Source organism: Streptomyces sp. NPDC001056 (genome assembly GCF_053598955.1).
The window spans coordinates 31,623-53,736 of sequence record NZ_JBSFLI010000043.1 but is presented as its reverse complement, the minus strand read 5'-3'; the positions used below and the strand labels follow the sequence as shown (position 1 = coordinate 53,736).

Sequence of the window (22,114 nt, the reverse complement as noted above, 5' to 3'; positions counted from 1 at the left end):
CCACCCCCCGCCCTCCCCACCCCCCGAACACGCGCGCGGGGGCGCTGCGCGCCCCGGCCGCTCCCGCTCCGCGTGAGCGGATGCGGCTCGCTCCGCTCACCGCCAGGCGGCACGCGCTCCGCGCGCCCCGCCAACTGCAGGGCATCCGGCCCGCGTTGCGGACCGGGGCCGGCCTCCGGCCGACCCGTGGCCTCCGCTGCGCTCCAGCCACACAGGGCGCGCCCCCAACTTCCGTGCGGGCAAGGCGTGCCACGCTCCGCGCGGCCCACCCACCGGGCTCACGCCACAAGCAGCAGCAAGAGGGAGGCGTGTGACGGGTAGTCGGAACGCGGGGGCCGGTCGCCCGGACAAGACAGGGGGCGATGAAGGGTCCCCCCTTCGGGTGATGTGGGGGGTGGTACGCGTGCTTCACTTTTTGATGCTAGATAGAGTCTGGAATGGACAGAGCCCACCACTACGTCCAAAAAACTCCGCACGATATCGTTCTTGCATTTCACTGAAAGCAGCATGGATAGAGGTTGCTGAATCCACGTCCTGCGCATTCACCTTAGCCACAGAACGGAACCTCAGAAGTGGGGAACTTGAAATTCAGCGTGCGGAGGCACCGGGAGCCGGACGGCCCCCCGGGCCGGGCGGCGGACCCCCAGATGGCACCCGCCACGCCCTTGCTGGTGCTTGCCCGTCACGGTCGGCACCACCCGAGACTCAGAGCCGTTGATGCCGCCTACGGTCTGTGCGGGCCCACGGGCCCGCACGCGAAGCCGCCCCAGCCACAGAGGGCCCGGCCGGCGACCGCGGGAAGACCTCAACCACTTGATACTTACCGAGATCAAGAATCCGCAGGTCAGCGCGTTGCGGATTGCGCGATATGTACCGGGTGACGGGACATATCGCGGTCGATCTGTCTCGACTGAGGGTGCACATCGGCCGATCAATGTCAACTAGAGGCGACACGTGCCGAGCGTCTATGTCAAGTACAGGCAATATCTGGGGCGGATGCGTCTGGCGGGCCGACCGCTGGGCGGGCAGGGGGGAGATCTGTCCCCCCTGGGGGGACACAACTTGCGCGGCATGTCGTGTCGGAGCGACATCGGTTTCAAGCAGAGCTGACATACTGCTGCGCGTCCGGAGATCAACAACGTGGGAGCAGCTTCGTGTCGAGTGAGCCGCAGCGCCGCCGTCCGAGCGCCAAGGGGGCGCCGCAGCCGAAGTTGCCGCTGGACGATCCCTCCGAGGCCTGGAACCGGCCCCTTCGGCCCGTCAAGGACCTGGACGACGTCGCACGGCAGTACCCGGGCCGGAAGCTCTCGCTGGGCGAGCAGCGCAAGCCGATGGAGTTCTACGGGACGCCGGAGCAGCCGAACGCGTTCTCCATGGACAGCCTGGAGTTCTTCCTGGTCATCGCGCAGTTCTTCCGTGAGGCGTTGCCGCTGCGGCTGATCCTGTTGATGATCGCCTGCCAGAAGGCCGGCGGGCGGATCCCCCTGACGCAGGACGAGATGGCGACCGTCCTGGACGTGGCGCGCACGAAGGTGACCGAGGCGCTGGGCGAGATCATGTCGCACGGCATCGTCTTCCGGGTGAAGCGCGGGGTCTACCAGTTCAACCCGCCCTACAGCTACCGCGTAGCGGAGTTCATCCCGGGCACCGAGACCATGGAGCCCGAGTACATCAAGGTCGACCAGCACGTCACTCTCAAGGAGATCCGTGCGGACCAGAGCCTGCCCGAGTTGGTGCGCTTCCCTTCACTGGAGAAGATGAGGCAGGAGATCGAGCGGCTGCGTAAGGAACGGGCAGACGAGCGAGCTCGCCGGCGCCGGGAGCGGGCGCAGCTGAAGGAGAAGGGGGCCGAACAGTGAGCGGTCTGCATTTCGCCGCCGTCAACGCGGAAGGCATCGTTGCCGATCTCGATCTGCTGCCCGCGGCCTACCGCGTGCTGCTGAAGCTGCGCGCCCACAGCGAGCCGGGCGGTCGTATCGAGATCGACCAGGGCACCATCGCCCAGATGCTGGGCCTGAGCCGGACGGCCGTCAACGCGGCCCTGCGCGACCTGGACCTGGCGCTGCTGGTGAAGAAGCAGCGCGCTGGCGTCTACCAGCTCAACGCCATGCTCGCTGCCTACGCCTCTCCCGAGGACGCCATTGCGGCCGTCAAGGCGATGCCGAAGGACGAGCGTCTCAACTCCACCGACTTCGTGGATCGCTACCGCAGGGCTGTCGCCGCCTACCAGGACCAGCTCGCTGAGAAGCGCCGGCGCAGGGACGACGCCAAGCGCCGCCAGAACCTCAAAGCCGTCTCCTGACCCGGCCCGGCCGGGCTGGCACTACGGCGCTGCACTCCACGGTGCAGCGCCGTTCGTGTGTCTGATGTCGGTGTCGACACCAAAGATCCCTGCCAGGAGGGACAAAGGTCCCCGCGCGCAGGGACAACCTGCTGCTCGGGAGCGGGCGCAAAGAATCATGGGCGGTCCCCTTTCCCGCCCTGTATGGATTCCAATACAGTATGGGAATCCATACAGCTAGGGGAGGACCCGCCGTGTTACCCACCCTCGTCACCGCCGCCCTCGCCATCGTCGCCACGCTGCTGGGCGCGATCGTCAGCGGGCGCTTCCAGGAGCGCGCCGCCGAACGGTCCGTCCGCGCCAGCCACGGCGAGGCGATCCGCCGCGACCGCCTGGAGGCCGTCACTGCCCTCGCCTGCGCCATCAGCGACCACCGCCGGGCGATGTGGATGCGCGGCGACGCCATCCTCAAGCAGGCGGGCACCGAGCGGATCGAGGCCCTGCGCGGCGAGAGCCACATGACCCGGTCCGCCGTCACCCGCCCGCTGGTCGCGCTGCGGGTGCTCATCGAGGACCAGGCGGTGCGCGCCGCGGCTGACGAGATGATCACCCTGACCTACGCGATGCGTGACGCGTACGCCACCGGTGAGCAGCTGACCGCCGCCCGCGAGGCCGCGAAGGTCGCCCACGACCAGTTCGTCGACGCCGCCGGCTACCTCGCCCGGACCGCCTGACCGCGCCGCACCCCGGGTGCCGTCGGGGCCGTCGACTCGGAATGTCATCGCTCTCCGGCAGTCACGGTCACCACGGTCTCCCCCCATCCACGTACCAGATCGGAGTCCCCATGGAGCAGCAGTCGAAGGCCCTCGCCCGGATCAGCGGTGTCGAGACGTCAGCCGAACGGACCGCCGGCACTTCCGGCGGCGAGGACCTGGCCGTGCTCGCCCCGGCCGCGGCCGCCGCGCTCAACCTGCTCGCCGACGCCGTCCGGCGCGGCGGCGCCGACCACGACGACATCGTCCAGGCCCTCAAGGCCGCCGGTGTCCACGAGGCGTTCGCCAGCGTCTTCGACGCCGCCTCCGAGCGCGTCATGGATGCCACCGAGGACCCGTATGACCTCGACGAGCGGCTGCACGCCGACAACCTCGCCGGGGCCGCGGGTGATGTCCGGCGCGCCTTCCACTGGCTCTAGTACCCGCCCCCGCACCCATCCCCGCCCGCCCTTGGGAAGGCCACCGATGACCACCGAGCACACCGACTCCGTCCCCGACCTGACGATCCCGCTGTCCACCGCCGACGCCCAGGCCCTGGGCGACGACGTCGGGCAGATGGCCATGCGGCTCGGTGCCGTACTGCACGGCCTCGCGCAGCTGCGCGCCGGCGGGGCGAGCACCGAAGACCTTGCGACGACCATCCTGATGTCCAACGGCCTGCTGAACCGGCTGGAGGGCATCCGGGACGCCGCAGTGCGCCAACACGCCGCACAGGGCGGCTCGTACGGCGCGCTGGCGAGTTCCATGGGCGTCACCCGGGCCACCGCGCAGTACCGCCGCGACGTCCTGGTGAAGAAGGACCCGAGCGAGATGGAGAAGTGGGCCACCGGCAGCAGCAGCTGACCCTCTTGCAGCGGCGCCGTGCAGCAGACCGACGACAGGTCGCTGCACGGCGCCGCCGCGTTGCAGCATGAGGTCTGCTGCACGAGCAGGACCCGTGTGCCGCCTGGGCGCCGGCCTCGCAGTCGACCACCGTGCAGCGCCGCCCACCGCCCTCGCGCTGCACCGCCCAGCGGGATGCAGCAGCGCCCCGGACCATCAGCTGGTCCTGGGCGCTGCACGGGTGCTCTTGAGGCTCCTACGCCTCAACGTAGGCGACGATCGTGATCTGTCGAAGGGCCGTGACGTAGTAGATGACGCGGACCCCGTCGATGTCGTCGACGTAGTCGCGCAGCAGGGTGTCGGGCACCGGGGTGCCCAGCTCGGGGTTGACGCTGATCGCGACGATCGCGCGGTCTAGGCGGTGCGTCTCGCTCGCCGTGAGCTTCGCCAGCTGGCTCAGCGCGGGCTCCACCAGGACGACCTGGGAGCGGCGCGGTGCGTGCTCAGGCGACACGGGGCTGCTCACCGGCAAGGCGTTCCAGGTGGGCGTCGCGGGCGTCCTCCCACAGCACGCCCGCCTCCGGGGACGGGTAGCCGTGGGCGGCAATGTCCTCCAGCACCGAGGCGAGGACGTCGACCTTCGCGCGCTGGTCGGCCGCGTACGCGCGGACGGACGCGGCGGCGTGCTCATCGAGGGGCTGACGGTCGGGCACGGGCGCGGGGGCCGGCTGCTCGCTCATCCGGGGCTCCTGGGCTGTCATCTGGCGTGTGTCACCACGGTATCGCCGGGGCGGGGCGCTCCGGGACGGTACGGGCGAAACCCCGATGACACAGCTGAACAGTGACACAGATGGTCACGACGACCTGGGGAAACGGGGGGTCGATGACACAGATCGGACTGTTCACGGCTGGCTGTTCAGGCGCCGGGACACGGCCGGGAGCACGCTGGAAGTATGCGCACCAAGGACGTCCGAGTGGGGCAGACGTACCGCTGCGAGGTGCCGTTCGCGCTGCCGTACCGGCGGTATCGGCCGGAGACGATGGGCGACTCCTGGTGGGCCCTGACCTGGCTGCGCGGGACGTACTTCCCGCTGTCCGTCACGGACGTCGACACCGAGGCCCGGACCGCCCAGGGCCTGCGGATGGTCTCCACGACCCACGTCACGGTGGAGCTCACCGAGGACCAGGTGGAGGCCGTCGGCCTCCCGCCCGGTCACAGCTACCAGGTCACCGGCATGCTGCTCGATGCCGAGGGCGAGCCTGTGGAACTCCCCCGGGTCGGCACGCTCACCGTTCCGCTCCGCTGGCTGCACCCCATGGACACGCCCGTCTCCAGCGGCCACCACGACGCCTCACTCCGGGGCCTCTGACCTGCCGAGCGCTGGTCGGACTTCGGTGAGACAGACCCCAGGTGGGAGCGGAGCGTGATGACCCGCGCCCGCCCTCACAGCCTCACTGTCACGCGTCACGCTGTCACGCAGAACCGGCCTGGAAAGGGGTGCAGGCCCGATCCACGCCCCAAGAAACGGACATCAGCGGGCATTCTTGCGACTGCTGACACGCTCCAACCGGTGGGCCTGCCATCGCGGCTGGGGGTGCGTGACAACGCGCACCGTTACCTTCGGTGAGCGTGACAGGGTGCCGGGCGCTGGCACCTCACAGGCTCACAGGTCGCCTGCCGAAAACCCGTCCACCTGGGGTTTCGTGGGATCGACGTCACAGGCAAAAAGGGCGTACCAGTATATTCAGGCTCACAGGCTCCCAGTCATGTCACAGGTTGCCTGGGAGCCTGTGAGGTCGCCCTCGGTGATCAGGTCCGGAGCAGCGGCCAGACGTGCGGACCGGTGCACTGCCCGCAGGCGGCGCAGCCGACGCACTCCATACAGAACTGCTTCGGGACGCGCGGGCACCCGCAGATCGGGTTGTAGTCGGGGTCGTCGTCGCCCTCGAACCAGGGCTCCCCGAGCGGCGGCGTGTAGTCGACGTGGACCTGGCCGTCGGCCGTCAGCTCTTCGTACCGGGTGCCGCAGCCCGTCGACTGCACCCACGTGGCGACCACGGGGCCGTGGGCGCTCACCGGGTACTCCGGCCGCGGGCCTCGATCCACGCGGCGAGCGCGAGGACGGCGTCCGGGTCGGCCTGCGCCAGGCCCACCGCGTGGCCCACGTCGAAGCCCTCCAGCGTCCCGGCCCGCGCCATCGCCCGCAGCAGCGCGCTGTGCGCCCGCACCGACGCCGGGACGGCGTCCGGGTCCCTCGGAGGCGCCATGCCGTAGCCCTCCAGGATGCAGAACATCTCGTAGAACTCGCCGTACTCGTTCAGGTAGTCGAGAGCGTGGTAGTCCTCGGGATCGTGCAGCACGAGCGGGCCTGCGGCGCCGTAGCGCGCGCCGGTCGTCCCAAGCAGGCCGGCCTTCTCCAGGGCAATCAGCATGTGGGCGCGTTCGGGCAGCCCGTTGGAGTGCAGCCGCTCCTGCCGCTCCCGCTCCATCTCCAGGTCCCGGAGTTCGTCTTCGGCTTCGGTGGCCGCCGCGGCTTCGGCGGCGAGCTCGTCCTGGACGACTGCGTCGGCCTTCGGGTCGTACGTCCCGCCGGTGGTGGCGAGCAGCTGCGCGATGCGTTCCCACTCCGCGACTTCGGCGGGGCCGCGTTCGTCGTCGGCCAGGTCCTCGCGGTCGCGGTCGATGTGCTGCTGCAGCCGGGCGTCCTCGAGCGCGGCTGCGGCCTCGGTGGCGGTCATGCCGGTGGCGCGCCGGCGGACCCAGCTGCGGCCGATCTTCGCGCGGTCGACGGGCTGGCGGGGCGCGGCCGCGCCGGGCTCGGGAACACGGGGACGGCGGCGGGAGCGGGGGAGGGGGGTGCTCACACGGGCCTCTCAATCGTCACGGAGAAAGGAACGGGACATGGGGCCGCCGTACATAGGGAGCGGCGGTCACAGACAGGTTTATCGCAGTCGTGAATTCGGTGCTGCTAAAACCGGATGTTGAGCCATTCCACGTTCGCGAATTTCACCTCCAGGCCCGCACGGCCGCCACCGCCTTGACGGAAATAGGCGTCCGCGATGGCCTCTGCGACGGCGTCATGCAGATCGCTCTCCGTCGCACCTCCTTCCTGTGCGGCGAGGATGGCGGCCGCGTGGGAGGGGGTGACGGCGACGGTGATGTCCCGTACCCGGCCCGCGTCCGAGGTGCCCTCCGGGCCGAGGCCGAAGTACGCCCGGCAGGAGATGACCAGCCCGCCCGAGGACGCCGCGCGCTGCCTGGCCTGTGCCCTGACCTGCGGTTGCCACTCCGCCTCGGTCTCCTGCATCAGCGCCTCCTGGAGGCGCTTGTTCGGCTTGGTGGAGTCACCCGAGAGGTAGCGCTGCACAGTCTTGCGGGAAACTCCCAGGCGCTCCGCCAACCTCTTGGTGGAGCCCTTCTCCCGCGTGCGAAGGAATTTCATCTGGGCTCGCGGCGATTTCGGCGCGGGGCGGGTGAACAGGGCACGCTCCGCGCGGGCGAGGCCCTCCCTGAGCTTGGAGCGTGTCCGGGCCGCCTGCTGTGCCTTCTCCTCTTCAGTCATACGAACACCCCATCGGACCGGGCCTGTGGACAGAGGCCGGCGATCAGACGAGTTCACTTGCCCGTCGAAGGGTTGACGGCGCAGGTCAGCGCGTCTTGGGTGGAGGGTCACGTGCAGAGCAAGGGGGCTGGCCATGGAGCTGCTCAGGTTGTCCGACCGGCTGCCGCAGTGTTCGCGCTGCGGGGGCGATCTCATCATGAGCGGGGTGGCACCGCAGGACGACGAGCACGGGCGGCCGATCCACCTGGAGCTGTGCCCGGCGTGCGACGCCGGAGACGTGAACCGGCCTGCGGCGGGGCTGTTCGTGCAGTTCTTCGCCGACCGCGGCGGCCATGACGAGAGCCGCATGCAGGAAGCCGCCCACCTGCTGATGGAGTGGACGAAGGAGTGCATGGCCGCTCACGGCTGGTACTTGAAAGATTCCCCGCCCGAGCAGCCCTGAGCGCCGCCAGGCGGCCCGGTGGCTTCTCCACGCCGCGTAGGGCCGCGGTCGGCTGCCGTGCGCTGCGCGGCCGGAAACTGCCCGGTCAGGTGCCCGGCGCCGCTAGAAAGGAGGCTGACACAGTGTCGGCCGACCGGGGTGACGCCGTCTGCTGAGGCAGGGGTGGGCTCACGACGGCCTGCGAGGGAGGGAAGACCGCATGGCAGAGACCGCACTGGCCGGCGCGCTGCAGAACGCCATCGGCCACTACATGACAGCTGTCGCCGAGAAGCTGCTGGCCGAGGGGACGCCCGTCAGCTCTGTCAGTGCTTGGGGCCGGTACGACGATGACGAGGACCGGGAGAAGCACCGCAACGACGTGGAGGGCAACGTCAACCTCAACGAGAGCTTCGTTCGTCGGTTCCTTCCGGACGCTGAGGCTGGGCTGCACTGGTCTGGGACGTCTGGCTGGTGTCTGTACATCATGCCCAAGGGCCGGGTGGGCGCCGGCGGCTCCTTCTACGACGGTGCACGGTGGCTGGGCGCCGGCTTGATGCCTGAGCCCGACCGCGTGGCGGCCTTCCTCTCCTCCTTGCAGCTCGACCCGCACTCCGCGGGCAGCGGCGACCGCCCCTTCTACCGTCAGCCGCTCGAGGATCTCTCCGACCTGTGCGAACGGCTGCGGGTGCACAGGCGCGTCGACTACGGCAACCCAAGCTACGAGCTGCGCTTCGACAACGCCCGCTGCGGGGCCTACTACGACCGCACCGCCCAGGCGTTGACCTCCGGTGCCGACGACATCGTCAACGTGCCCGTACGCAGGAGCGAGCTGGAGGCGCTGCTGCACCTGCTGGAGTTCGCCGAGGGCAGCAGTCACAAGCCCGTGCGTCTGTTCGCCGACTACCTGGCCGGGGACATCGCCCAGCGCAGCGGTGTTGGCGGCAGCGTCAACGAACACCGCAGGGCGCTGGCGTACGCGATCGAGGCCAAGGAGCGTAAGGAGCAGGCGAAACGCCGGCAGCAGAAGGACAACGACGGGGAGTAGGAAAGCCGGGCCGTGACCCTTGGCAGGACGGCAACGTTGGACACGGCAGCGCGTGCATGAACATCCGACCCCCCGCGGATACGCGTGTGAGGCCCCGCACCGGCGCAGCAGCGCAGGGCGGGGCCTTGTGGGGTTCGGGCCGGGGCACCGGGGGCAACAGGCGCGTACGCGTTGTGCGTCAGGTGCGCAACGGGCCGGGCGCCGGGCCCGTTGCCCGGCCAGCCTGAGGGGATGGACAAGTTGATCGAGTTGGCCAGCACGCTCGTCTCGGGGGCGGTCATCGCCGTCCTGGCGTCGTGGCTGACCAACCGCGCCCGCAACCGCCAGGAGCAGCAGGCTGAGATCGGGGCCCTGCGGGTGCAGGCGGATGCGATGGCGGTGGTGGTGGCGGAACTGCAGGGCGCGGCCGCCGCCAACCGGCTGCTGTGGGAAGGGCCGGCCGAGCGCGGCCGGACGTTCCTGCTGACGGTGCTCGCCTTCGCCGGCGGTGCCGCCCGCGCCCGGATCGCTGGCGGAACGGACGCGCAGAGCGGCCTGGTGGGCTTCGGGCGCGCGGCTGAGCTGCTGAGCCGGGAGCGGGTGGCGAGCAAGCAGAGCGTGGCCTCCCTGCGGGAGCCGCTCACCCGGGCCGCCACTGCCGCCGCCCCGCTCATGCGCTGCTCCGACCCGGCCGTCGTCACTGCCACGGAGCAGTTGCTGAACGCCCTGGGCAACGTGGAGGACAGCGTGCGCCTGGAGGCCGCCCTGGGGGCGTTCGGCCGGGCCGTCAACGCCGCTACCGCGCCGCCGCTGTCCTGGTGGGCACGTCGCCGTGCCGCACGCACGACCTGACGCAGGAGTTCGTCGAGGGTGAGCGTGCGAGCGGGCGCTTGACCGCTGTGTGTCAGTGGTGCTCGATAGCCTCTGCAACATGGGAACTTACGATGACAAGTCGCGTGACTACGACCGTCGCGCCGGCCAGGCGCTGGTCGCCTTCTACAACCTGGCCAAGGCTGGTGGCGGGCATGCCGGGGAAGCGGTCGCGCCTGCGTACCGCGATCTGCTGGATGCGGCTGAGTCCACGTTCCGAGCGGGTGTCGAGGCGGGTGACCTGGAGCAGACCAAGGCCGGCTGGAACGAGCTCGTTGACGTGGCTGCACACATCGCGCACGCCAACGCCCGAGTTGGGACGGTGCTGCTGGCGACGGCGGTGAATCATCTGGAGGAGACTCCGGAGGAGCTCATCGCCAAGGTCATGGTGGAAGTGGAGAAGAACAGTTCCTGACCCCCCGAGGTGACAGAAACCGTCAGCCATGACTGTGGATCTGCCCTCGGAGATGTCTAAACGCCTCGTCCCCGGCAACTGCGGTGCCGGGGACGAGGCGTTTACGTGGGGCTGGAGCTACAGCTCGATCTCGATCTGCTCGATGTCGGTGAACTCCACGCCCAGGCCGTGCGCCCGGGAGTTGTTGGCACGGAAGTACATCCGGGCGAGGCCGTCGGCGGCGATCTGCTGGAGCTGTTGCTCGGTGGCGCCCTGCTCGCGGGCGGTGAACAGCTGGTCGGCGTACTCGGGCGGCAGGGCCTGGGTGATGTCGCGGATCCGGGCGTCGTCGGTGGTGCCCGGCGCCGCGGTGAACCCGAACCTCGCGCGCGTGCTGACGACCAGGCCGTCGGTGGAGGACGCCTTCTTCCTCGCCTTGGCCCGCACCTGCGGCTGCCACCGCTTCTTGACCTCACGCTCTATGCGGCCGCGCAGGTCCTGGCGGGGCCGCTTGAGCTTGCCCGAGACGTACCGCTCCACGGTGCGCTGGGAGATTCCGAGCGCCTGTGCGGTGGCCTTGGTGCCCTTGAGCTGCTTGACCAGGTACTTCATCTGCGCCTGGGCGCTTTGCGGGATGCGGCGGGTGAACGCCCCCTCCAGCGCGCGGTCCAGGCTGTCCCCGAGCGAGTCCACCACGGCCTACTCCCCTTCTCCGGCGCTCTGGTCGGTCTTGATGAGGTTGGCGATGTTGAAGACGCCGCCGCGTTCCTCGAACTGGGATTCCGCCCACAGGACGGTCTGGGTGCCCTGGTGCTTCACCATCCCGGGCGAGACCCCGAGCCGGAAACCGCCGGGCACCGGCTTGCCCTCGGGCGTGTACGGCAGGACGTCCAGCGGGGACGGGCCGGGCGAGGGGTAGACGATGGCGTCGGTGCCGATCGCGACCGGGTACAGGTCGGCGGCGGCCGCCGTCTTCATCAGCTTGCGGTGCAGGCCGACGCGCTGGGCCGCGAGCACGGCGGCCCGGATGTCGGGGCGCCACGTCTCCCGGTTCAGCGCCGGGTAGGGCTCGTAGTACGGCACCTGGCCCCGGCTGCGCTGGCGCAGCTTGCCGATCGCGCCCTTCGCGGTCGCCTTGATCGCGGTCTCCAGCAGCGCCATCGTGGGGTCGACCTGCTTGCGCCGCGCCATCGCCTCGAGGAACTCCTGGCCGGTGAGGTCGGTGGTGACACCCATGTCGGCCATCGTGGCCACGTACGCGTCGCGCAGCCGCTTGTACCAGGGGTCCAGGTAGCGGCCGGTCTGGGTGCGCACGTACGCCTCGATCGGCGCGACGTCGAAGCCGAGCTCCACCGCGTAGGCCACGGTGGGCGTGGCGTACCAGGCCGGGCCCTCGGGCCTCTCGCCCTTCGGCGTGAATGGGCTCGGGAGCCGGTCTGCGTCGACGGTGCGGCCGCCGACCTGGACGCGGGACAGGTCGACGTGGGACAGGTCGACCAGCCACGAGCCGGGCAGCGCCGGATCGAAGGCCGGGTTGCCGGTCAGGTGGGTGGGTCCGTTCAGCCCGACGGTGAGACCGTTCGCGGCGGCGGCAAACGACATGTTGAGGTCGACGACGACCAGGAACTGGTTGGCGCACTCCTCATCGGTCAGCGGCCGGCACCAGTCGTAGGGCTCCTCCATCAGCATCTCGGCAGGGGTGCGCATGTGGTGCCGGGCGAACTTGCCCTTGAGGATCGGGTGTTCGTCAGGGACCTCGCACTCCACCACGGGGTAGAGCTGGGTGAGCGCGTCGTCGTTGAAGGCCCGCTTGAACTCGCCGGTGTCCGGGTCCTTCTCCGCGCGGGTCGGCGGGCGCAGCGCGGTCATCAGCTCCAGGCCGGTCGTCGCGGTGCTGCCGCGCGGCGTCGTCACCCGGGCCGCGTACAGGCCGAGGTAGCGGGCGAGGTCGGCCGGGTGCATCGTCGGCAGCTGCGGGTCGACCTTCTTGTCCCACTCCCTCGCGTCCAGTGCGTTCCAGGGCAGGATGCACAGCTGGACGCAGCGCCGCCTCGAGCCCTCCGGGTCGCGGTAGACCCGGGCCCACGGCCCGAACCCGCGCTGGGTGAGCTGGAGTCCGGCCCGCTCGATCTGCTTGACCACCTTGTGGCCGGCCGCCAGTCGTCCCGCGCGCTGTTCCTCCTGCGACAGGGCGGCGGGCAGGCCGTAGCGCTCCAGCGCGGACGCGGTGAGGACGAGGATCGGGTCGGCGTCGCGGCCGTTGCGGTGCAGCCGGGCCTGACCGAGGCGGGCCTCGGCCAGCGTCCAGTCGACCAGCGCCGGGATGCTCTTGGCGGGCACGTCCAGGACCAGGCCGCCGACGCAGTACGCCGACACCTGCCCGTCCTCGCAGTCGATGACCGCCAGGGGGCCGTTCTCGAAGCGGGGGTCGACGGCGGCCGCCGCCGTGGTCTTCTTCGGCGCCGCCTTCTTCGCGCCCGGGCGCCGGGACGACGTGGCGGGCTTCGCGGCGAGCGCCGGGCGTGCGGCAGCAGCCGGGGCGTGGGGCGCCGGCGCTTCGGCCGCGGGGGCGGGAACGGAGGCGGGGCCGGTGAACGCCTCCGGGACCACCGCCGCCGGAGCCGGGGCGGGCGCGTCGGCGGCCGGGGCGGGGAAGCGGGCGGCGAGGCCCTCCAGCAGGCGGGCGTACGCGGCGCGCTTCGGCGGCCGCGGCTCGGTCTTGCCGGTCTCCCAGTTCCCCACCGCCTCCCGGCGGGCGTTCAGCGCCGTGGCGATCTGCGCCTGGCTCAGGCCCGCCACCTCACGCAGACGCCTGCGCTCCGCAGGGGGCGGAAGGTCATCCTGCGCGACTTGCTCCAGCAGCGCATCGACAGCGCTGAACAACTCGTTCTCAGCGGACACAGAAGCCACCTCCAATAAAGCATCGTACCCTAGATCGCGCATTGAATCGCACGCTCAATCGCACGTGAATCGCACTACGATCGGGAGTGCAACCCTGGCGAGTAAGCGGTGCACCGCCTGTCGTGACTCCTCGCAGCCGAGGGCCGAGTTGTCAGGCCCCCGCCCCCTTCCCCGCGGCCCGCGGACCTGAGCTGCTCCCCGGTGCCAGACGTTGCTGAAGATCGAGAACGTTGCAGAGCAACGCCCTGGCAACGGCCAATGCCGCCAAGCCCGTGACCTGCCGTGAAGGGTGACGGAACCTGCGCAACAGGGGGCCCGGCTGTGCCCCGCTCGCTGATCGTGGGCTGCAACGCCCTCGGCTTCGTCCATCCTGGTTGTCCCCCATCCGCAATCAGCGGATAGGCGACAAGTCCCGCTGCATCGCGGCGGGTTGGACGAATGGAGATCATGGTGGACCGTCCGCTGCTGTCACCGAGGGCAGCTCTGATATTTCTGTTCGCCCTGCTCACCGGCGCAGCGGCAAGCGGGCTGACGGCCGGCGCGGGCGAGGGCGTCGCGCACAGCGTGCTGGCAGGACTCGCCGCTACGGGTCTTGCCGTTCCGTTCTTCAACCGTCTTATCGCCGTGGAGGACAGCACTGCTCAACCCCGGACCAGCACGGTCGAGGAGGAGAGCAATGGGTGAACTGCGTCCTCTGGGAGACGACCTCAACGATGCTTCCCGGGCGTTGGCCGAAGCGCTGCGCGAGCTGTTCGAAAGCCTTCAGGTGTCCGTGCGTCGGTATGCGGCGCGGCGCCGACTCGATCCTGGCACGGTCTCGCGCTACCTGAACGGAACCCGGTTACCTCCGTGGCACGTGGTCAACGATCTCTTCACGGATGTCGCCGAACACCACGGGACCGCAGTCACCGCCGAGGCCATCGAGTTGGTGCGGAAGCTGTACGGATCTGCCGTACACGCCGCCTCGTCGCCCAAGCACGCGGTGGAGATCCTGGAGCAGCAGCTGGCCGACGCCGATCACGTGTCCCGGCGATCCAGTGTCCGCGGTGACGTCCTGGGGGATGCGCTGCTGGACCGGACGCAACGCATCGCCGACCTGGAGACACGGCTGAACCAGTTGGAGGCGGACCGCATTGCGGAGCAGAAGCGGGCGGACGAGCTCGCGGATGCATCTCCGGATGTCTACGGCCTCCTCAGGGAGCGTGACGCGCTCCAGACGGAGGTCGAGCGGCTCAGAGCAGACCTTCGGGAGGCGCAGGCTCAGCGTGCTGCGGCGGAGGGCCGCTGCGATCTACTCGAACGCCAGCTGGACGCTGTCGAGCAGTCCACGGCGGCTGCTCTGCCGCCGGGACGCCGGAGCATGCCCAAGATCCTCATCGTCGATGACCAGCCGGACAACCTGCTGGCGATGACCGCGGTGCTGGCGACCCTCGAACAGGAGCTCTTCACCGTCTCCTCCGGCCGAGAGGCCCTCAAGGCCCTGCTGGACCACGACGACTTCGCCGTCATCATCATGGATGTCCAGATGCCGGAGATGGACGGCTACGAGACCTGCGCCCACATCAAACGCCGCTCAAGGACCCGGGACATCCCCATCATCTTCCTGACCGCGATGGGCACCGGGCCCGAACACTCCGCCCGCGGCTACGCGGCCGGCGCCGTCGACTACATCAGCAAGCCCTTCGACCCATGGGCCTTGCGTGCCAAGGTCGCCGTGTTCACCTCCATCTACCTGGAGCGACAAGGGCAGTAGATCCTGGGCAAGCACAGCACTGCCTGGTCGTACAGAAAGAAGAGACGAAGCGGTGCTGTGCCTGCCGATACCGCCCGCGCAGGGCCAGCTGCCGGCGATCCGAGAACCGGTATCAGTCCACGGAGTACGCCCACTGCTCCGCTGCCAGGAATGTCAGGTGAGACGGAGTCGGCTGAGCGCGGTGGTCCAGTCTGTGACGATGGCCCGCTGCGCGGCCCGAAGGGTTAGCTTCCCGGAGCAGACGGCGGTGTGCAGCTTCGTCTCCACCGGGTCCTTCCTGTTGTTGACCCCGGAGCCCGGCTTGTGCCCGGGGTCCGGGGGCTCGACCCACAGGTTGCGGGCGTCGTTCGGGTCACCGCCGAGCTCGAGGGAGACCAGGTGGTCGTACTCGGCGTCGCCGAGACGGCCGGTGTAGCCGTAGGAGGCGGCATTCGCGCGCTTCTCCTGGCCGGTCACAGTCTCCGGGGGCCGGATGCCCTTGCTGTACCCGCCGCTGCGGCAGATCGTCGACGCCAGCGTCGCCTGCGTCACCGCCGGCGAAGTAGCGCCCGGCGTGCACGCGGGGTCCTCGAGGGGCTCGCCCTTCTCGTACCGGTAGCGGCAGCCGCCCGCGGCCGGCTGCCGCTGCACCGTGTACGTCTTCTGCGGCCCCGCCCCCACCGGAATCTCCGCCGCTCCCGTAGCAGTGGTCCCGGAAGGTCCTGCCGCCGGTGTCCCGTTCTTTCCCGGGGTGTCCGACCCGGGTTGGGGAGCGGACGAACAGCCAGCCAGTAGTAGGCCGGACAGCAGTACCGGCGGCACCGCTCGGCGGACGAAACCCATGACGACCCCTCAAGGACGAGCAGCAGCTGGCGACATGCTCCCCCAGCCGGGGGCCCCTCTACCGTTCATGGTCGGGCGCACAGGTGTGCGTAGGGTCCACCCGCTCAAGGCCGGCCAGGACGCGCTCGCCTGAATCGAGAAGTCCCGAGACATCGCCCCGGCGCAGACGAGGTCTTTGATCCCTCCGTGGGCCGCGGCGCGGCACGTTGCGCGTTCATCCGCCGCTCCGCCTCCTGGCACGTGCGGGGGCCGGCCGTACGGCACGGACATCCCTTGGCATCTGAAGAGGGGCCCCTGGGCGTCACTCATTCGGCCGATGGTCGTTTCAGATGTGGATCAACACCTGATACGGAGGAGGCCTGGTGGGTCTGTCGTTTGTGATCGAGAAGCTGGAGTTCCAGCGCGGAGACGTGTGGCAAGTCCGGTACATCAAAGGCCTGGTGGCCTTCCTCGTGGGCGGCAGCGGGACGGGCAAGTCCACCGCGCTGGAAGCACTGCTCTACCCGCTGGGCCTGACCACGGCAACGATCATGCCGGAGGTCGGTGCCTGCCAGCAGATCCGTCTGACCTTCCGCGCCGCCGGCACACGGTGGCAGGTCACCCGCAGCGGCTCCAACCCGCGTGCCCGGGTGTCGGTGAAGAATCTCGACGACGACACCGAGCCCGAGCGCTTGCTACCTGTGAAGAACGCGAAGGCCGGCGAGGTGACAGCTGGCGCCTTCATCCAGGATCTCCTGGGCCTCCCGCAGGCGGCCCGAGGTGCTACCCGCCTGGACCTGGATGACTACTACAACACCGTCCTGGCCCTGCGTCAGCACACGATCGCCTCCGCCTTCCTGGGCGGCGCCAAGGACGAGGTGCGCATCCTCGTCCTGGAGGCGATCCTCGGGCTGTGGGACGCGGACATCGCCGGCCTGGAGAAGAACGCAGCCGAGACCGCTTCCCGCTTCAACAAGGCCAAGGCAGACCTGGCGGCGTTCAAGAAACTGCGGGACAAGGGCGGCCTCGCCGACCCCGATCGAGTCCGCTCCGAGTACGAGCAGAAGCAGCGCGAGCATGTCGCGGCGGCGAGCGCATGGCAGAAGGCCGACGAGGTATTGAAGGGCGCGGTCGGAGAACACGGTCGGCTCATCGCGCTGCACAAGGCAGCCGACGCCGACCGCAGGAAGACCGCCAAGCAGGCCACCCTCGCGCACGAGAAGCTGCAGGGCGCGACCGCCGAGCATGCCCGCGCCGAAGGCGCCCTCGGCGAACTGCTCACCCCGCCGCCTGAGGACTGCACCCGCTGCGGGCAGCCCCTTCCCGAACGGGAGCCGAGCCTGTGCCGGCAGTGCGGGCAGGCGTGCCCGGACGCGGCCGATCAGCGCGAGCGGAAGATCGCCGCCGCCCGCGCGAGGGTGGAGCGCCTCCGGATGAAACTGCGGTCCCTGCAGCAGGCCTTGGACGCGGCCCTCGCGGCAGCGGAGAAGGCCGAGGACACGGCAGCGGCCGCGCTCAAGGCTCGCGACACCTATGACCAGCACGACCTTCAGCCGGCCCGCGCTGCCGCCCAGCGAGCCGAAAAAACGGCTCACGGTCTGAGCCGAGACGTCGCCCGACTCAAGGAGTGGCTGGACTCCTCCGACTACATCAACACCCAGCAGCAGGTCATCGACGCCGCCAAGGCCGACATGGAGAAGGCCAAAGTCGCCCGGGACGCCGCCCTCACCGCCCATGAGGTGCGCCGCAAAGAGGTCATCGCTCGCTGGACCGAGCTCTTCCTGGTCCGGCTCCAGCAGATCAACCCCGACGTCGAGACCGCCTACATCGACCCCACCGACTTCACCACCCGCGTCAAGGAACGTGACAACCCTGAGAAGACGTTCGCCGAAAGCTCCGTCGCCGGCAGCCCCAAGGTCGTCACCAACGTCGCAATGCTGCTATCCCTGCGCGACCTGGGCCGTATCGACCCCGCCGTCCGCGTACCCCCTTTGGTGATCATCGACTCCCCGCTCGCCGACCTCGGAGCCGTGGACCAGGCCACCGGCCTCCGCCTGATCGACACCCTCATCGACATCGCCGGCGACCCCTCCTCCGACGGATACGCCTGCCAGGTCATCGCCGCCATCAACGACCCGCTCCCCCACCCCTACACAGGAGTCCGCGAAATCCCCGTCGACACCGACAACCGGTTCTTCGACCACGCACCCCGCAGCGCCTGAACACCACGCTCACCTGCCTGCCCCGCCTGTCCGCCAGCACGGCCAGGCGGGGCTGCTGCGCTGGAACCACCCTCAGCCGCCCACCTCGGCAGTCCGTCCCGCAGAGCCCGGACATGCCAGCTGTAAATCCACTAGGTCTTTCGGTGCTGCTGTAGAACGGCCTCCGCTCGACCCTTACGAAACCTCATAAATTACTTGCGTAACTCAAGTCGCAAGAATCACACCCACCACAATGCACCATTGCAACCTCTTCGCCGCGCCGAGTACCTTCAGAGGTTCATTGACCCGGGGGGGGGGATATTTGATGCCTGATCCGCATGAGGACTACAGGGAAAAGTTTGCCGAATTCAGTCTAAGAGAATCGGAGCTGAGGGCAGCTAAGGCGCTCCAGAGACTCGGCTGGCTGATCTTGTTAGGGTCGCTGACCTTGACGGTCATGCTCGGCTACACCGTCATTGTCGGCCTATGGAAGGCAAATGATGGGGTAACCCGTTGGCTTACCTTGATTATCTTCAACGTCTTATGGATTGCGTGCGCATTTTGGCTGTACAAAAACCATCAAACCCTTGCCAAAAAGACGACTGCTTTCCGTGAGGCGTTACAGGAACGTCAGACGGCGGCCGCTCAGCTTCCTCTCGACACGACCTCGGGCCTGCGTGTCTATCGGGAGGCCTCGCTCGATGTCATCGCCTCCTATCGGGCGCAGGCGAGCCGCAACAGGCGCGTGCACAACTCGTTCCAGCTGCTCATCATCACCGGGTCGATCGTGGTATCCACCCTCACGGCGATGAATGAAGGATCCAATTCGGCCCTATCAATTGCCACCTCGTCCTTGAGTGCACTGGTCGGTATCTCCGCCGGAGTCACCGGATACTTCAAGTTCCGAGAGCGTGGCACCACCTCGCAGTCGACAGCAGACGACATCGAGAAGAATTACAACGCCAGCGGGTTCCAGCTCGGTGACTATGCAGGTTTGGAGGAGACCCCTCGGCTCATTCGCTATGCCGGGACGGTCGAAAAGATCAAAGAAGAACAGCGAAAACGCGAGATCCAACTGGAGCAGAGCACGTCACGCGACGAGCGCTCGGCGCAATGAGCGGCGGTCAAGAAAGCTCCGAGCGTTCCCGGGAGCGGGCCGTACCGCTGACGACGGTCCGCTGGTTACTGGCCCCGCGCTGGCAGTGGCGTACCCGTCGGCTGCGAGCCGCCCACGGATCCACTCTGGCCTACGAAGCTGCCTGGTGCCTGGTCGCGCTCGCCGACGACGTGGACAACCTGCCCTACGTGCGGCGCCGTACCCGCCCTGTGCCGAGCGTGCCGCCGGGCGTGATGGTCGATGTGTGGGCGCAGCTTGACCCGGTGGAACAGCAACGGCGCCGGGCCTGGCTGACTCGTCACAGCCGAACCCCGCTCCACATGCTGGGAGTCCCGGAGGAACTGATCGAGCTGGCGGGACTGCACGTCACCGAATGGGCTCTCCCGCCAGACGTGCCATCGATCTCGCTGGTGGTCCAGCAACGGCCCTGGCCGAGGAGAACCGACTGATCGGGAGAGGTGATGGATACGGCCCGACGCGTCGTTGTCCGCCTCGGGCTGCTGAGTGATGCGAACGTCCGCAACCTGGGCGATCATCCCGTGCACGGTCTTCATCCCGGCGGGTCTTCGAGAGTGGCGGGCCGTCGGGCTTGCCACTGACCGAACCAGATCCGCCAGGCATAGGTCAGGGCTGCAAGGCCGGGGGCGAAGAGGACCGGCCACACGAGCCAGGGCGGGGGCCAGCCTGGTAGCCAGTGTTGATCGAGCATGAGGCCGGACAGGGTCGTCATCCCGATCGTGAAGAGCGGAACGATCCATGAGAGTGGAATGGTGCCGAGCTGGCGGCCTCCGAATGCTCTCGCGACGGTCAGGTGCATGAACACGTTGATGGCGACGAAGAACCACAAGGCCCAGTCGTCGTTCCCGATGGTGGTGGTGAGAGCGACGCCGGAGGGGACGGCCGCGACCAGGAGCAGGTGGCAGAGCGCTAGGAAGGTTATGGCGGTCCGGGTGAGCCGGCCCACCCGTGGTTTCACCAGGACAAAGGGGGAGTCGACGTCGGGGGCATCTGCGCTGGTCTCCGGCTGTTCCGGGTCGTCGACCTCCTGGGTGAGGGGCGCGCCGATCAGGTCCTCCAGGTCGTGCCTGTCGGTGGCTGTCCGCTCCTGGGCTTCGCTGATGAGGCTGCTGGCCCACTCGTAGGTTTCGGGGTCGGCATCCGGGTGCGTGGCGCGGTCGGCGACGGCGCGTTCGAGGCCGGTGAGCCACTGGCGGGCGTGATCGATGCCGAGTTCAGCGGTGACGGTCTGGGCTGCGAGCGGCAGCAGGCGCTCGGGGTCGGCGGCGACGGCCCGTTGGGCGCCGACGGCGAGGGCGGGCTGGTCCTGGGCGGTGCGGGCGACGGTGCTGAGGGTCTGGTGGCGCTGCTCGGTGGCGAGGGAGTCGTGCTGCAGGAAGGTTTCGATGAACTCCTCGCCACTCTCGTTCTCGACTTCGGCAAGCCAGGCGGTGGCTAGCGGTTCGCCGACAGCGCCCCAGTGGGCTCCGTCGGTGGCCGGGTAGGCGGTGGTCAGGACGTCGTCGAGCGCGGCCAGCTGGCGCGCGTCGGGAGGGGCGGTGATTCCGTAGCCGCGGTGATGGGCGTCGAAGCCGGCCCGGACGGCGGCCCGGCCGTCCTGTGCGGTGCGTGCGCCGGCAAGGAACTGGGCGGTGATCAGGGTGCGGAGCAGTTCGTCGTCGGCGGTGCCTTGGGGCAGACGGGCTTCGGCGACGCGCCGTACGTACTCCACTTCATTGGCGAGCAGGACTTCCATGGGGTGGTCGTTCAGGGCGAACTCGGGGTTGGCGTGGGACAGGACATCGGCGAGCGCGGCGATGTGGTGGTAGATCACCGGTTGGTGTGCGGCGTGCTCGATGCCAGCGCCGTAGAGGCGCGGCGCGTCGGCGACGACACGGTCCGGCCAGGTGTCGTCGCCGTGTCCGGCCTGCTGGAGCAGCCGTATGCGGCGGGCGAAGGCCACCTTCGCCTCTACGTAGATGTCCTCCGGGTTGTGGCCGTTCAGCGCGTCGTCGGGCGTGAGGGTGAAGGTGTGCCCGAGCGGGCCGACGTTGCGGGTTTGCAGGTGGCGGCGCAGCGACAGCCACCAGGTGCCGTGGCCGCGGGCCAGGAGCAGGACGCGTACTGCGGAGCCGTCGTGGGAGCTGGCCAGGGCTGCCATGAGGTCGCGGATCTGCGGGACGCGGGTTTCTGCGAGGTCGACGGCCAGGAGCAGCGGGTAGCTGGCGGTGGCGAGGACCTGGTAGTCGGTGTGGCTGGGGTTGTCGGCGAGGAAGCCCCCGCTCCACGGCCTCTGGTTACCCAAGGGCGTGGTGAGGCGGTGCAGGACCTCGGTGACGAGGCGGGACTTGCCCGTGCCGCCCAGGCCGGTCACGGCGGCGACGTCGAGGCGGTCGGTGCCTTTGCACCACTGCTCGATTCGCTCGACGAGTTCGCTCACGCCGGTGAACTCGGTGACCTGGGAGCGCGGATCGAGCAGGTAGGTGGAGGACAGCTTCGGGTCGGGTGGGTTGTCCATCAACGGCCGAAGGTCGGCGGGCTCGAGGCGTGGGGACATGCCGGTGTGGGCGGCCACCGCCCCGGTGAAGCCGCTGGCGGCCAGCAGATGCGAGAGCGGCAGCACCATGAGGATCCGGTCCCACTGGCGGTCGACCAGGCGGGCAAGGCCGATCAGCATGCCGTTGCAGAAGACCCCGGCCCCGGACAGCCCCTGCCAGTTCCTCACGTCGGTCGGCACGGCGCCGTCGACTTCGAGCGCGTACAGCCTTGAGCGGGATCCGGTGTGCGGGGCGATGGTCCCCTCTACCGTCTTCAGGTCGTCGACGTACTGCTCGGAATGGGCTAAGGCCCGGCGTCGCATCGCCTTGGGGAAGCCCGTCATCGAGCACACGGGGCGGCGGTCCGGGTAGTCACAGACCAGTTCGCCCCAGCGCACGACGCTCATGCTGGCTCCGACCAAAGAGCGGTCGGCCTTCAGCAGCACCGCGTCCAGCTCGGTGCTTTCCCATACCACCGCAGCCTCGGTGAATTCGGCGCTCGCGGTGTCCCGGACGGTGACGATGCTGTCTCCTCCCGGCAGGGCCACGTGATGGGCGGTGAGTACCAGGCCGGGCGCGATCAGGCAGCCGGTCCCGTACGAGCTCTTGTGCTGGTTGCTTACTTCGACGGTCCGCAGGACCGCTCTCCCCGCCATCGA

The 22,114-nt window shown here is 69.2% G+C and carries 24 protein-coding genes; 15 read left to right on the top strand and 9 right to left on the bottom strand.

Annotated elements, in window-relative coordinates:
* Nucleotides 1-1,154: 1,154 nt before the first annotated feature.
* The 5 genes from ACWDD7_RS33555 to ACWDD7_RS33535 all read left to right on the top strand — a co-directional run bounded on the left by ACWDD7_RS33555 (nucleotide 1,155) and on the right by ACWDD7_RS33535 (nucleotide 3,897).
* On the top strand, nucleotides 1,155-1,859 hold the full coding sequence (locus tag ACWDD7_RS33555) for a hypothetical protein (RefSeq protein WP_075694070.1): 705 nt from the start codon (nucleotides 1,155-1,157) through the stop codon (nucleotides 1,857-1,859).
* Nucleotides 1,856-2,302, top strand: coding sequence for a helix-turn-helix domain-containing protein (locus tag ACWDD7_RS33550; protein ID WP_450460164.1), 447 nt, complete (start codon nucleotides 1,856-1,858; stop codon nucleotides 2,300-2,302). The genes ACWDD7_RS33555 and ACWDD7_RS33550 overlap by 4 nt, the downstream gene beginning before the upstream one ends.
* 233 nt (nucleotides 2,303-2,535) lie before the next feature.
* Nucleotides 2,536-3,015: a hypothetical protein gene (locus tag ACWDD7_RS33545; protein WP_450460163.1), complete on the top strand. Its 480-nt coding sequence runs from the start codon at nucleotides 2,536-2,538 to the stop codon at nucleotides 3,013-3,015.
* Between the two features lie 110 nt (nucleotides 3,016-3,125).
* Nucleotides 3,126-3,473, top strand: coding sequence for a hypothetical protein (locus tag ACWDD7_RS33540; protein WP_450460162.1), 348 nt, complete (start codon nucleotides 3,126-3,128; stop codon nucleotides 3,471-3,473).
* 46 nt (nucleotides 3,474-3,519) lie between these two features.
* Nucleotides 3,520-3,897 carry a hypothetical protein gene (locus ACWDD7_RS33535; RefSeq protein ID WP_450460161.1) on the top strand — a complete coding sequence of 126 codons (378 nt, stop codon included), beginning with the start codon at nucleotides 3,520-3,522 and terminating at the stop codon, nucleotides 3,895-3,897.
* A gap of 235 nt (nucleotides 3,898-4,132) precedes the next feature.
* On the opposite strand, the gene ACWDD7_RS33530 is transcribed toward ACWDD7_RS33535, so the two are convergent.
* Together ACWDD7_RS33530 and ACWDD7_RS33525 are read right to left on the bottom strand one after the other, a co-directional pair.
* Nucleotides 4,133-4,390: a hypothetical protein gene (locus ACWDD7_RS33530; RefSeq protein ID WP_450460160.1), complete on the bottom strand. Its 258-nt coding sequence runs from the start codon at nucleotides 4,388-4,390 to the stop codon at nucleotides 4,133-4,135.
* Nucleotides 4,380-4,616 (bottom strand): hypothetical protein, encoded by a 237-nt coding sequence (locus tag ACWDD7_RS33525; RefSeq protein WP_450460159.1) that lies wholly within the window; start codon nucleotides 4,614-4,616, stop codon nucleotides 4,380-4,382. The genes ACWDD7_RS33530 and ACWDD7_RS33525 overlap by 11 nt, the downstream gene beginning before the upstream one ends.
* Before the next feature lie 213 nt (nucleotides 4,617-4,829).
* Here ACWDD7_RS33525 and ACWDD7_RS33520 point away from each other — a divergent pair, with 213 nt between their 5' ends.
* On the top strand, nucleotides 4,830-5,246 hold the full coding sequence (locus ACWDD7_RS33520) for a hypothetical protein (protein ID WP_450460158.1): 417 nt from the start codon (nucleotides 4,830-4,832) through the stop codon (nucleotides 5,244-5,246).
* Nucleotides 5,247-5,686: 440 nt separating this feature from the next.
* On the opposite strand, the gene ACWDD7_RS33515 is transcribed toward ACWDD7_RS33520, so the two are convergent.
* The 3 genes from ACWDD7_RS33515 to tpg (ACWDD7_RS33505) all read right to left on the bottom strand — a co-directional run bounded on the left by ACWDD7_RS33515 (nucleotide 5,687) and on the right by tpg (ACWDD7_RS33505) (nucleotide 7,439).
* The gene (locus ACWDD7_RS33515; protein ID WP_450460157.1) at nucleotides 5,687-5,953 is read right to left on the bottom strand and encodes a hypothetical protein; all 267 of its coding nucleotides are present in this window, start codon (nucleotides 5,951-5,953) and stop codon (nucleotides 5,687-5,689) included.
* Nucleotides 5,950-6,741, bottom strand: coding sequence for a hypothetical protein (locus ACWDD7_RS33510; RefSeq protein ID WP_450460156.1), 792 nt, complete (start codon nucleotides 6,739-6,741; stop codon nucleotides 5,950-5,952). Before ACWDD7_RS33510 ends, ACWDD7_RS33515 begins: the two co-directional genes overlap by 4 nt.
* 104 nt (nucleotides 6,742-6,845) lie before the next feature.
* Nucleotides 6,846-7,439, bottom strand: coding sequence for a telomere-protecting terminal protein Tpg (gene tpg / locus ACWDD7_RS33505; RefSeq protein WP_450460155.1), 594 nt, complete (start codon nucleotides 7,437-7,439; stop codon nucleotides 6,846-6,848).
* Between the two features lie 133 nt (nucleotides 7,440-7,572).
* Here tpg (ACWDD7_RS33505) and ACWDD7_RS33500 point away from each other — a divergent pair, with 133 nt between their 5' ends.
* The 4 genes from ACWDD7_RS33500 to ACWDD7_RS33485 all read left to right on the top strand — a co-directional run bounded on the left by ACWDD7_RS33500 (nucleotide 7,573) and on the right by ACWDD7_RS33485 (nucleotide 10,169).
* Complete coding sequence (locus tag ACWDD7_RS33500; RefSeq protein WP_450460154.1) at nucleotides 7,573-7,881, top strand: DUF6300 family protein; 309 nt, start codon at nucleotides 7,573-7,575, stop codon at nucleotides 7,879-7,881.
* Nucleotides 7,882-8,080: 199 nt separating this feature from the next.
* The gene (locus tag ACWDD7_RS33495; protein ID WP_450460153.1) at nucleotides 8,081-8,905 is read left to right on the top strand and encodes a hypothetical protein; all 825 of its coding nucleotides are present in this window, start codon (nucleotides 8,081-8,083) and stop codon (nucleotides 8,903-8,905) included.
* 231 nt (nucleotides 8,906-9,136) lie between these two features.
* Nucleotides 9,137-9,736 (top strand): hypothetical protein, encoded by a 600-nt coding sequence (locus ACWDD7_RS33490; RefSeq protein WP_450460152.1) that lies wholly within the window; start codon nucleotides 9,137-9,139, stop codon nucleotides 9,734-9,736.
* A gap of 79 nt (nucleotides 9,737-9,815) precedes the next feature.
* Nucleotides 9,816-10,169, top strand: coding sequence for a hypothetical protein (locus ACWDD7_RS33485; protein WP_450460151.1), 354 nt, complete (start codon nucleotides 9,816-9,818; stop codon nucleotides 10,167-10,169).
* Between the two features lie 117 nt (nucleotides 10,170-10,286).
* On the opposite strand, the gene tpg (ACWDD7_RS33480) is transcribed toward ACWDD7_RS33485, so the two are convergent.
* Together tpg (ACWDD7_RS33480) and tap are read right to left on the bottom strand one after the other, a co-directional pair.
* Complete coding sequence (gene tpg, locus ACWDD7_RS33480; RefSeq protein WP_450460150.1) at nucleotides 10,287-10,844, bottom strand: telomere-protecting terminal protein Tpg; 558 nt, start codon at nucleotides 10,842-10,844, stop codon at nucleotides 10,287-10,289.
* Nucleotides 10,845-10,847: 3 nt separating this feature from the next.
* A complete protein-coding gene (tap, locus tag ACWDD7_RS33475) occupies nucleotides 10,848-13,049 on the bottom strand; it encodes a telomere-associated protein Tap (protein ID WP_450460149.1) in 2,202 nt (733 codons plus the stop codon).
* A 438-nt stretch (nucleotides 13,050-13,487) separates the two neighbouring features.
* On the opposite strand from tap, the gene ACWDD7_RS33470 reads away from it, so the two are divergent.
* Both ACWDD7_RS33470 and ACWDD7_RS33465 read left to right on the top strand, forming a co-directional pair.
* Nucleotides 13,488-13,733, top strand: coding sequence for a hypothetical protein (locus ACWDD7_RS33470; RefSeq protein WP_450460148.1), 246 nt, complete (start codon nucleotides 13,488-13,490; stop codon nucleotides 13,731-13,733).
* The gene (locus ACWDD7_RS33465; protein ID WP_450460147.1) at nucleotides 13,726-14,802 is read left to right on the top strand and encodes a response regulator; all 1,077 of its coding nucleotides are present in this window, start codon (nucleotides 13,726-13,728) and stop codon (nucleotides 14,800-14,802) included. Before ACWDD7_RS33470 ends, ACWDD7_RS33465 begins: the two co-directional genes overlap by 8 nt.
* Nucleotides 14,803-14,955: 153 nt before the next feature.
* On the opposite strand, the gene ACWDD7_RS33460 is transcribed toward ACWDD7_RS33465, so the two are convergent.
* Entirely contained in the window at nucleotides 14,956-15,624 is a 669-nt protein-coding gene (locus ACWDD7_RS33460) for a hypothetical protein (protein ID WP_450460146.1), read from the bottom strand.
* A gap of 362 nt (nucleotides 15,625-15,986) precedes the next feature.
* Between ACWDD7_RS33460 and ACWDD7_RS33455 the strand changes: the two genes are divergently transcribed.
* The 3 genes from ACWDD7_RS33455 to ACWDD7_RS33445 all read left to right on the top strand — a co-directional run bounded on the left by ACWDD7_RS33455 (nucleotide 15,987) and on the right by ACWDD7_RS33445 (nucleotide 19,370).
* A complete protein-coding gene (locus ACWDD7_RS33455; RefSeq protein WP_450460145.1) occupies nucleotides 15,987-17,825 on the top strand; it encodes a hypothetical protein in 1,839 nt (612 codons plus the stop codon).
* A gap of 304 nt (nucleotides 17,826-18,129) precedes the next feature.
* Nucleotides 18,130-18,921, top strand: coding sequence for a DUF4231 domain-containing protein (locus ACWDD7_RS33450; RefSeq protein ID WP_450460144.1), 792 nt, complete (start codon nucleotides 18,130-18,132; stop codon nucleotides 18,919-18,921).
* Nucleotides 18,918-19,370 carry a hypothetical protein gene (locus ACWDD7_RS33445; protein ID WP_450460143.1) on the top strand — a complete coding sequence of 151 codons (453 nt, stop codon included), beginning with the start codon at nucleotides 18,918-18,920 and terminating at the stop codon, nucleotides 19,368-19,370. Before ACWDD7_RS33450 ends, ACWDD7_RS33445 begins: the two co-directional genes overlap by 4 nt.
* Before the next feature lie 101 nt (nucleotides 19,371-19,471).
* Here the strand turns inward: ACWDD7_RS33445 and ACWDD7_RS33440 are convergent, their stop codons facing one another.
* Complete coding sequence (locus ACWDD7_RS33440) at nucleotides 19,472-22,111, bottom strand: trypsin-like peptidase domain-containing protein (protein WP_450460142.1); 2,640 nt, start codon at nucleotides 22,109-22,111, stop codon at nucleotides 19,472-19,474.
* Nucleotides 22,112-22,114: the final 3 nt, after the last annotated feature.

Excerpts from the sequence above, each read along its gene's own strand:
- ACWDD7_RS33540 (WP_450460162.1), top strand. The coding sequence starts at position 3,126 with ATGGAGCAGCAGTCGAAGGCCCTCGCCCGGATCAGCGGTGTCGAGACG.
- ACWDD7_RS33535 (WP_450460161.1), top strand. The coding sequence starts at position 3,520 with ATGACCACCGAGCACACCGACTCCGTCCCCGACCTGACGATCCCGCTG.
- ACWDD7_RS33525 (WP_450460159.1), bottom strand. The coding sequence starts at position 4,616 with ATGAGCGAGCAGCCGGCCCCCGCGCCCGTGCCCGACCGTCAGCCCCTC.
- ACWDD7_RS33520 (WP_450460158.1), top strand. The coding sequence starts at position 4,830 with ATGCGCACCAAGGACGTCCGAGTGGGGCAGACGTACCGCTGCGAGGTG.
- tpg (WP_450460155.1), bottom strand. The coding sequence starts at position 7,439 with ATGACTGAAGAGGAGAAGGCACAGCAGGCGGCCCGGACACGCTCCAAG.
- ACWDD7_RS33500 (WP_450460154.1), top strand. The coding sequence starts at position 7,573 with ATGGAGCTGCTCAGGTTGTCCGACCGGCTGCCGCAGTGTTCGCGCTGC.
- ACWDD7_RS33495 (WP_450460153.1), top strand. The coding sequence starts at position 8,081 with ATGGCAGAGACCGCACTGGCCGGCGCGCTGCAGAACGCCATCGGCCAC.
- ACWDD7_RS33490 (WP_450460152.1), top strand. The coding sequence starts at position 9,137 with ATGGACAAGTTGATCGAGTTGGCCAGCACGCTCGTCTCGGGGGCGGTC.
- ACWDD7_RS33485 (WP_450460151.1), top strand. The coding sequence starts at position 9,816 with ATGGGAACTTACGATGACAAGTCGCGTGACTACGACCGTCGCGCCGGC.
- ACWDD7_RS33470 (WP_450460148.1), top strand. The coding sequence starts at position 13,488 with ATGGAGATCATGGTGGACCGTCCGCTGCTGTCACCGAGGGCAGCTCTG.
- ACWDD7_RS33465 (WP_450460147.1), top strand. The coding sequence starts at position 13,726 with ATGGGTGAACTGCGTCCTCTGGGAGACGACCTCAACGATGCTTCCCGG.
- ACWDD7_RS33460 (WP_450460146.1), bottom strand. The coding sequence starts at position 15,624 with ATGGGTTTCGTCCGCCGAGCGGTGCCGCCGGTACTGCTGTCCGGCCTA.
- ACWDD7_RS33450 (WP_450460144.1), top strand. The coding sequence starts at position 18,130 with ATGCCTGATCCGCATGAGGACTACAGGGAAAAGTTTGCCGAATTCAGT.
- ACWDD7_RS33445 (WP_450460143.1), top strand. The coding sequence starts at position 18,918 with ATGAGCGGCGGTCAAGAAAGCTCCGAGCGTTCCCGGGAGCGGGCCGTA.
- ACWDD7_RS33440 (WP_450460142.1), bottom strand. The coding sequence starts at position 22,111 with ATGGCGGGGAGAGCGGTCCTGCGGACCGTCGAAGTAAGCAACCAGCAC.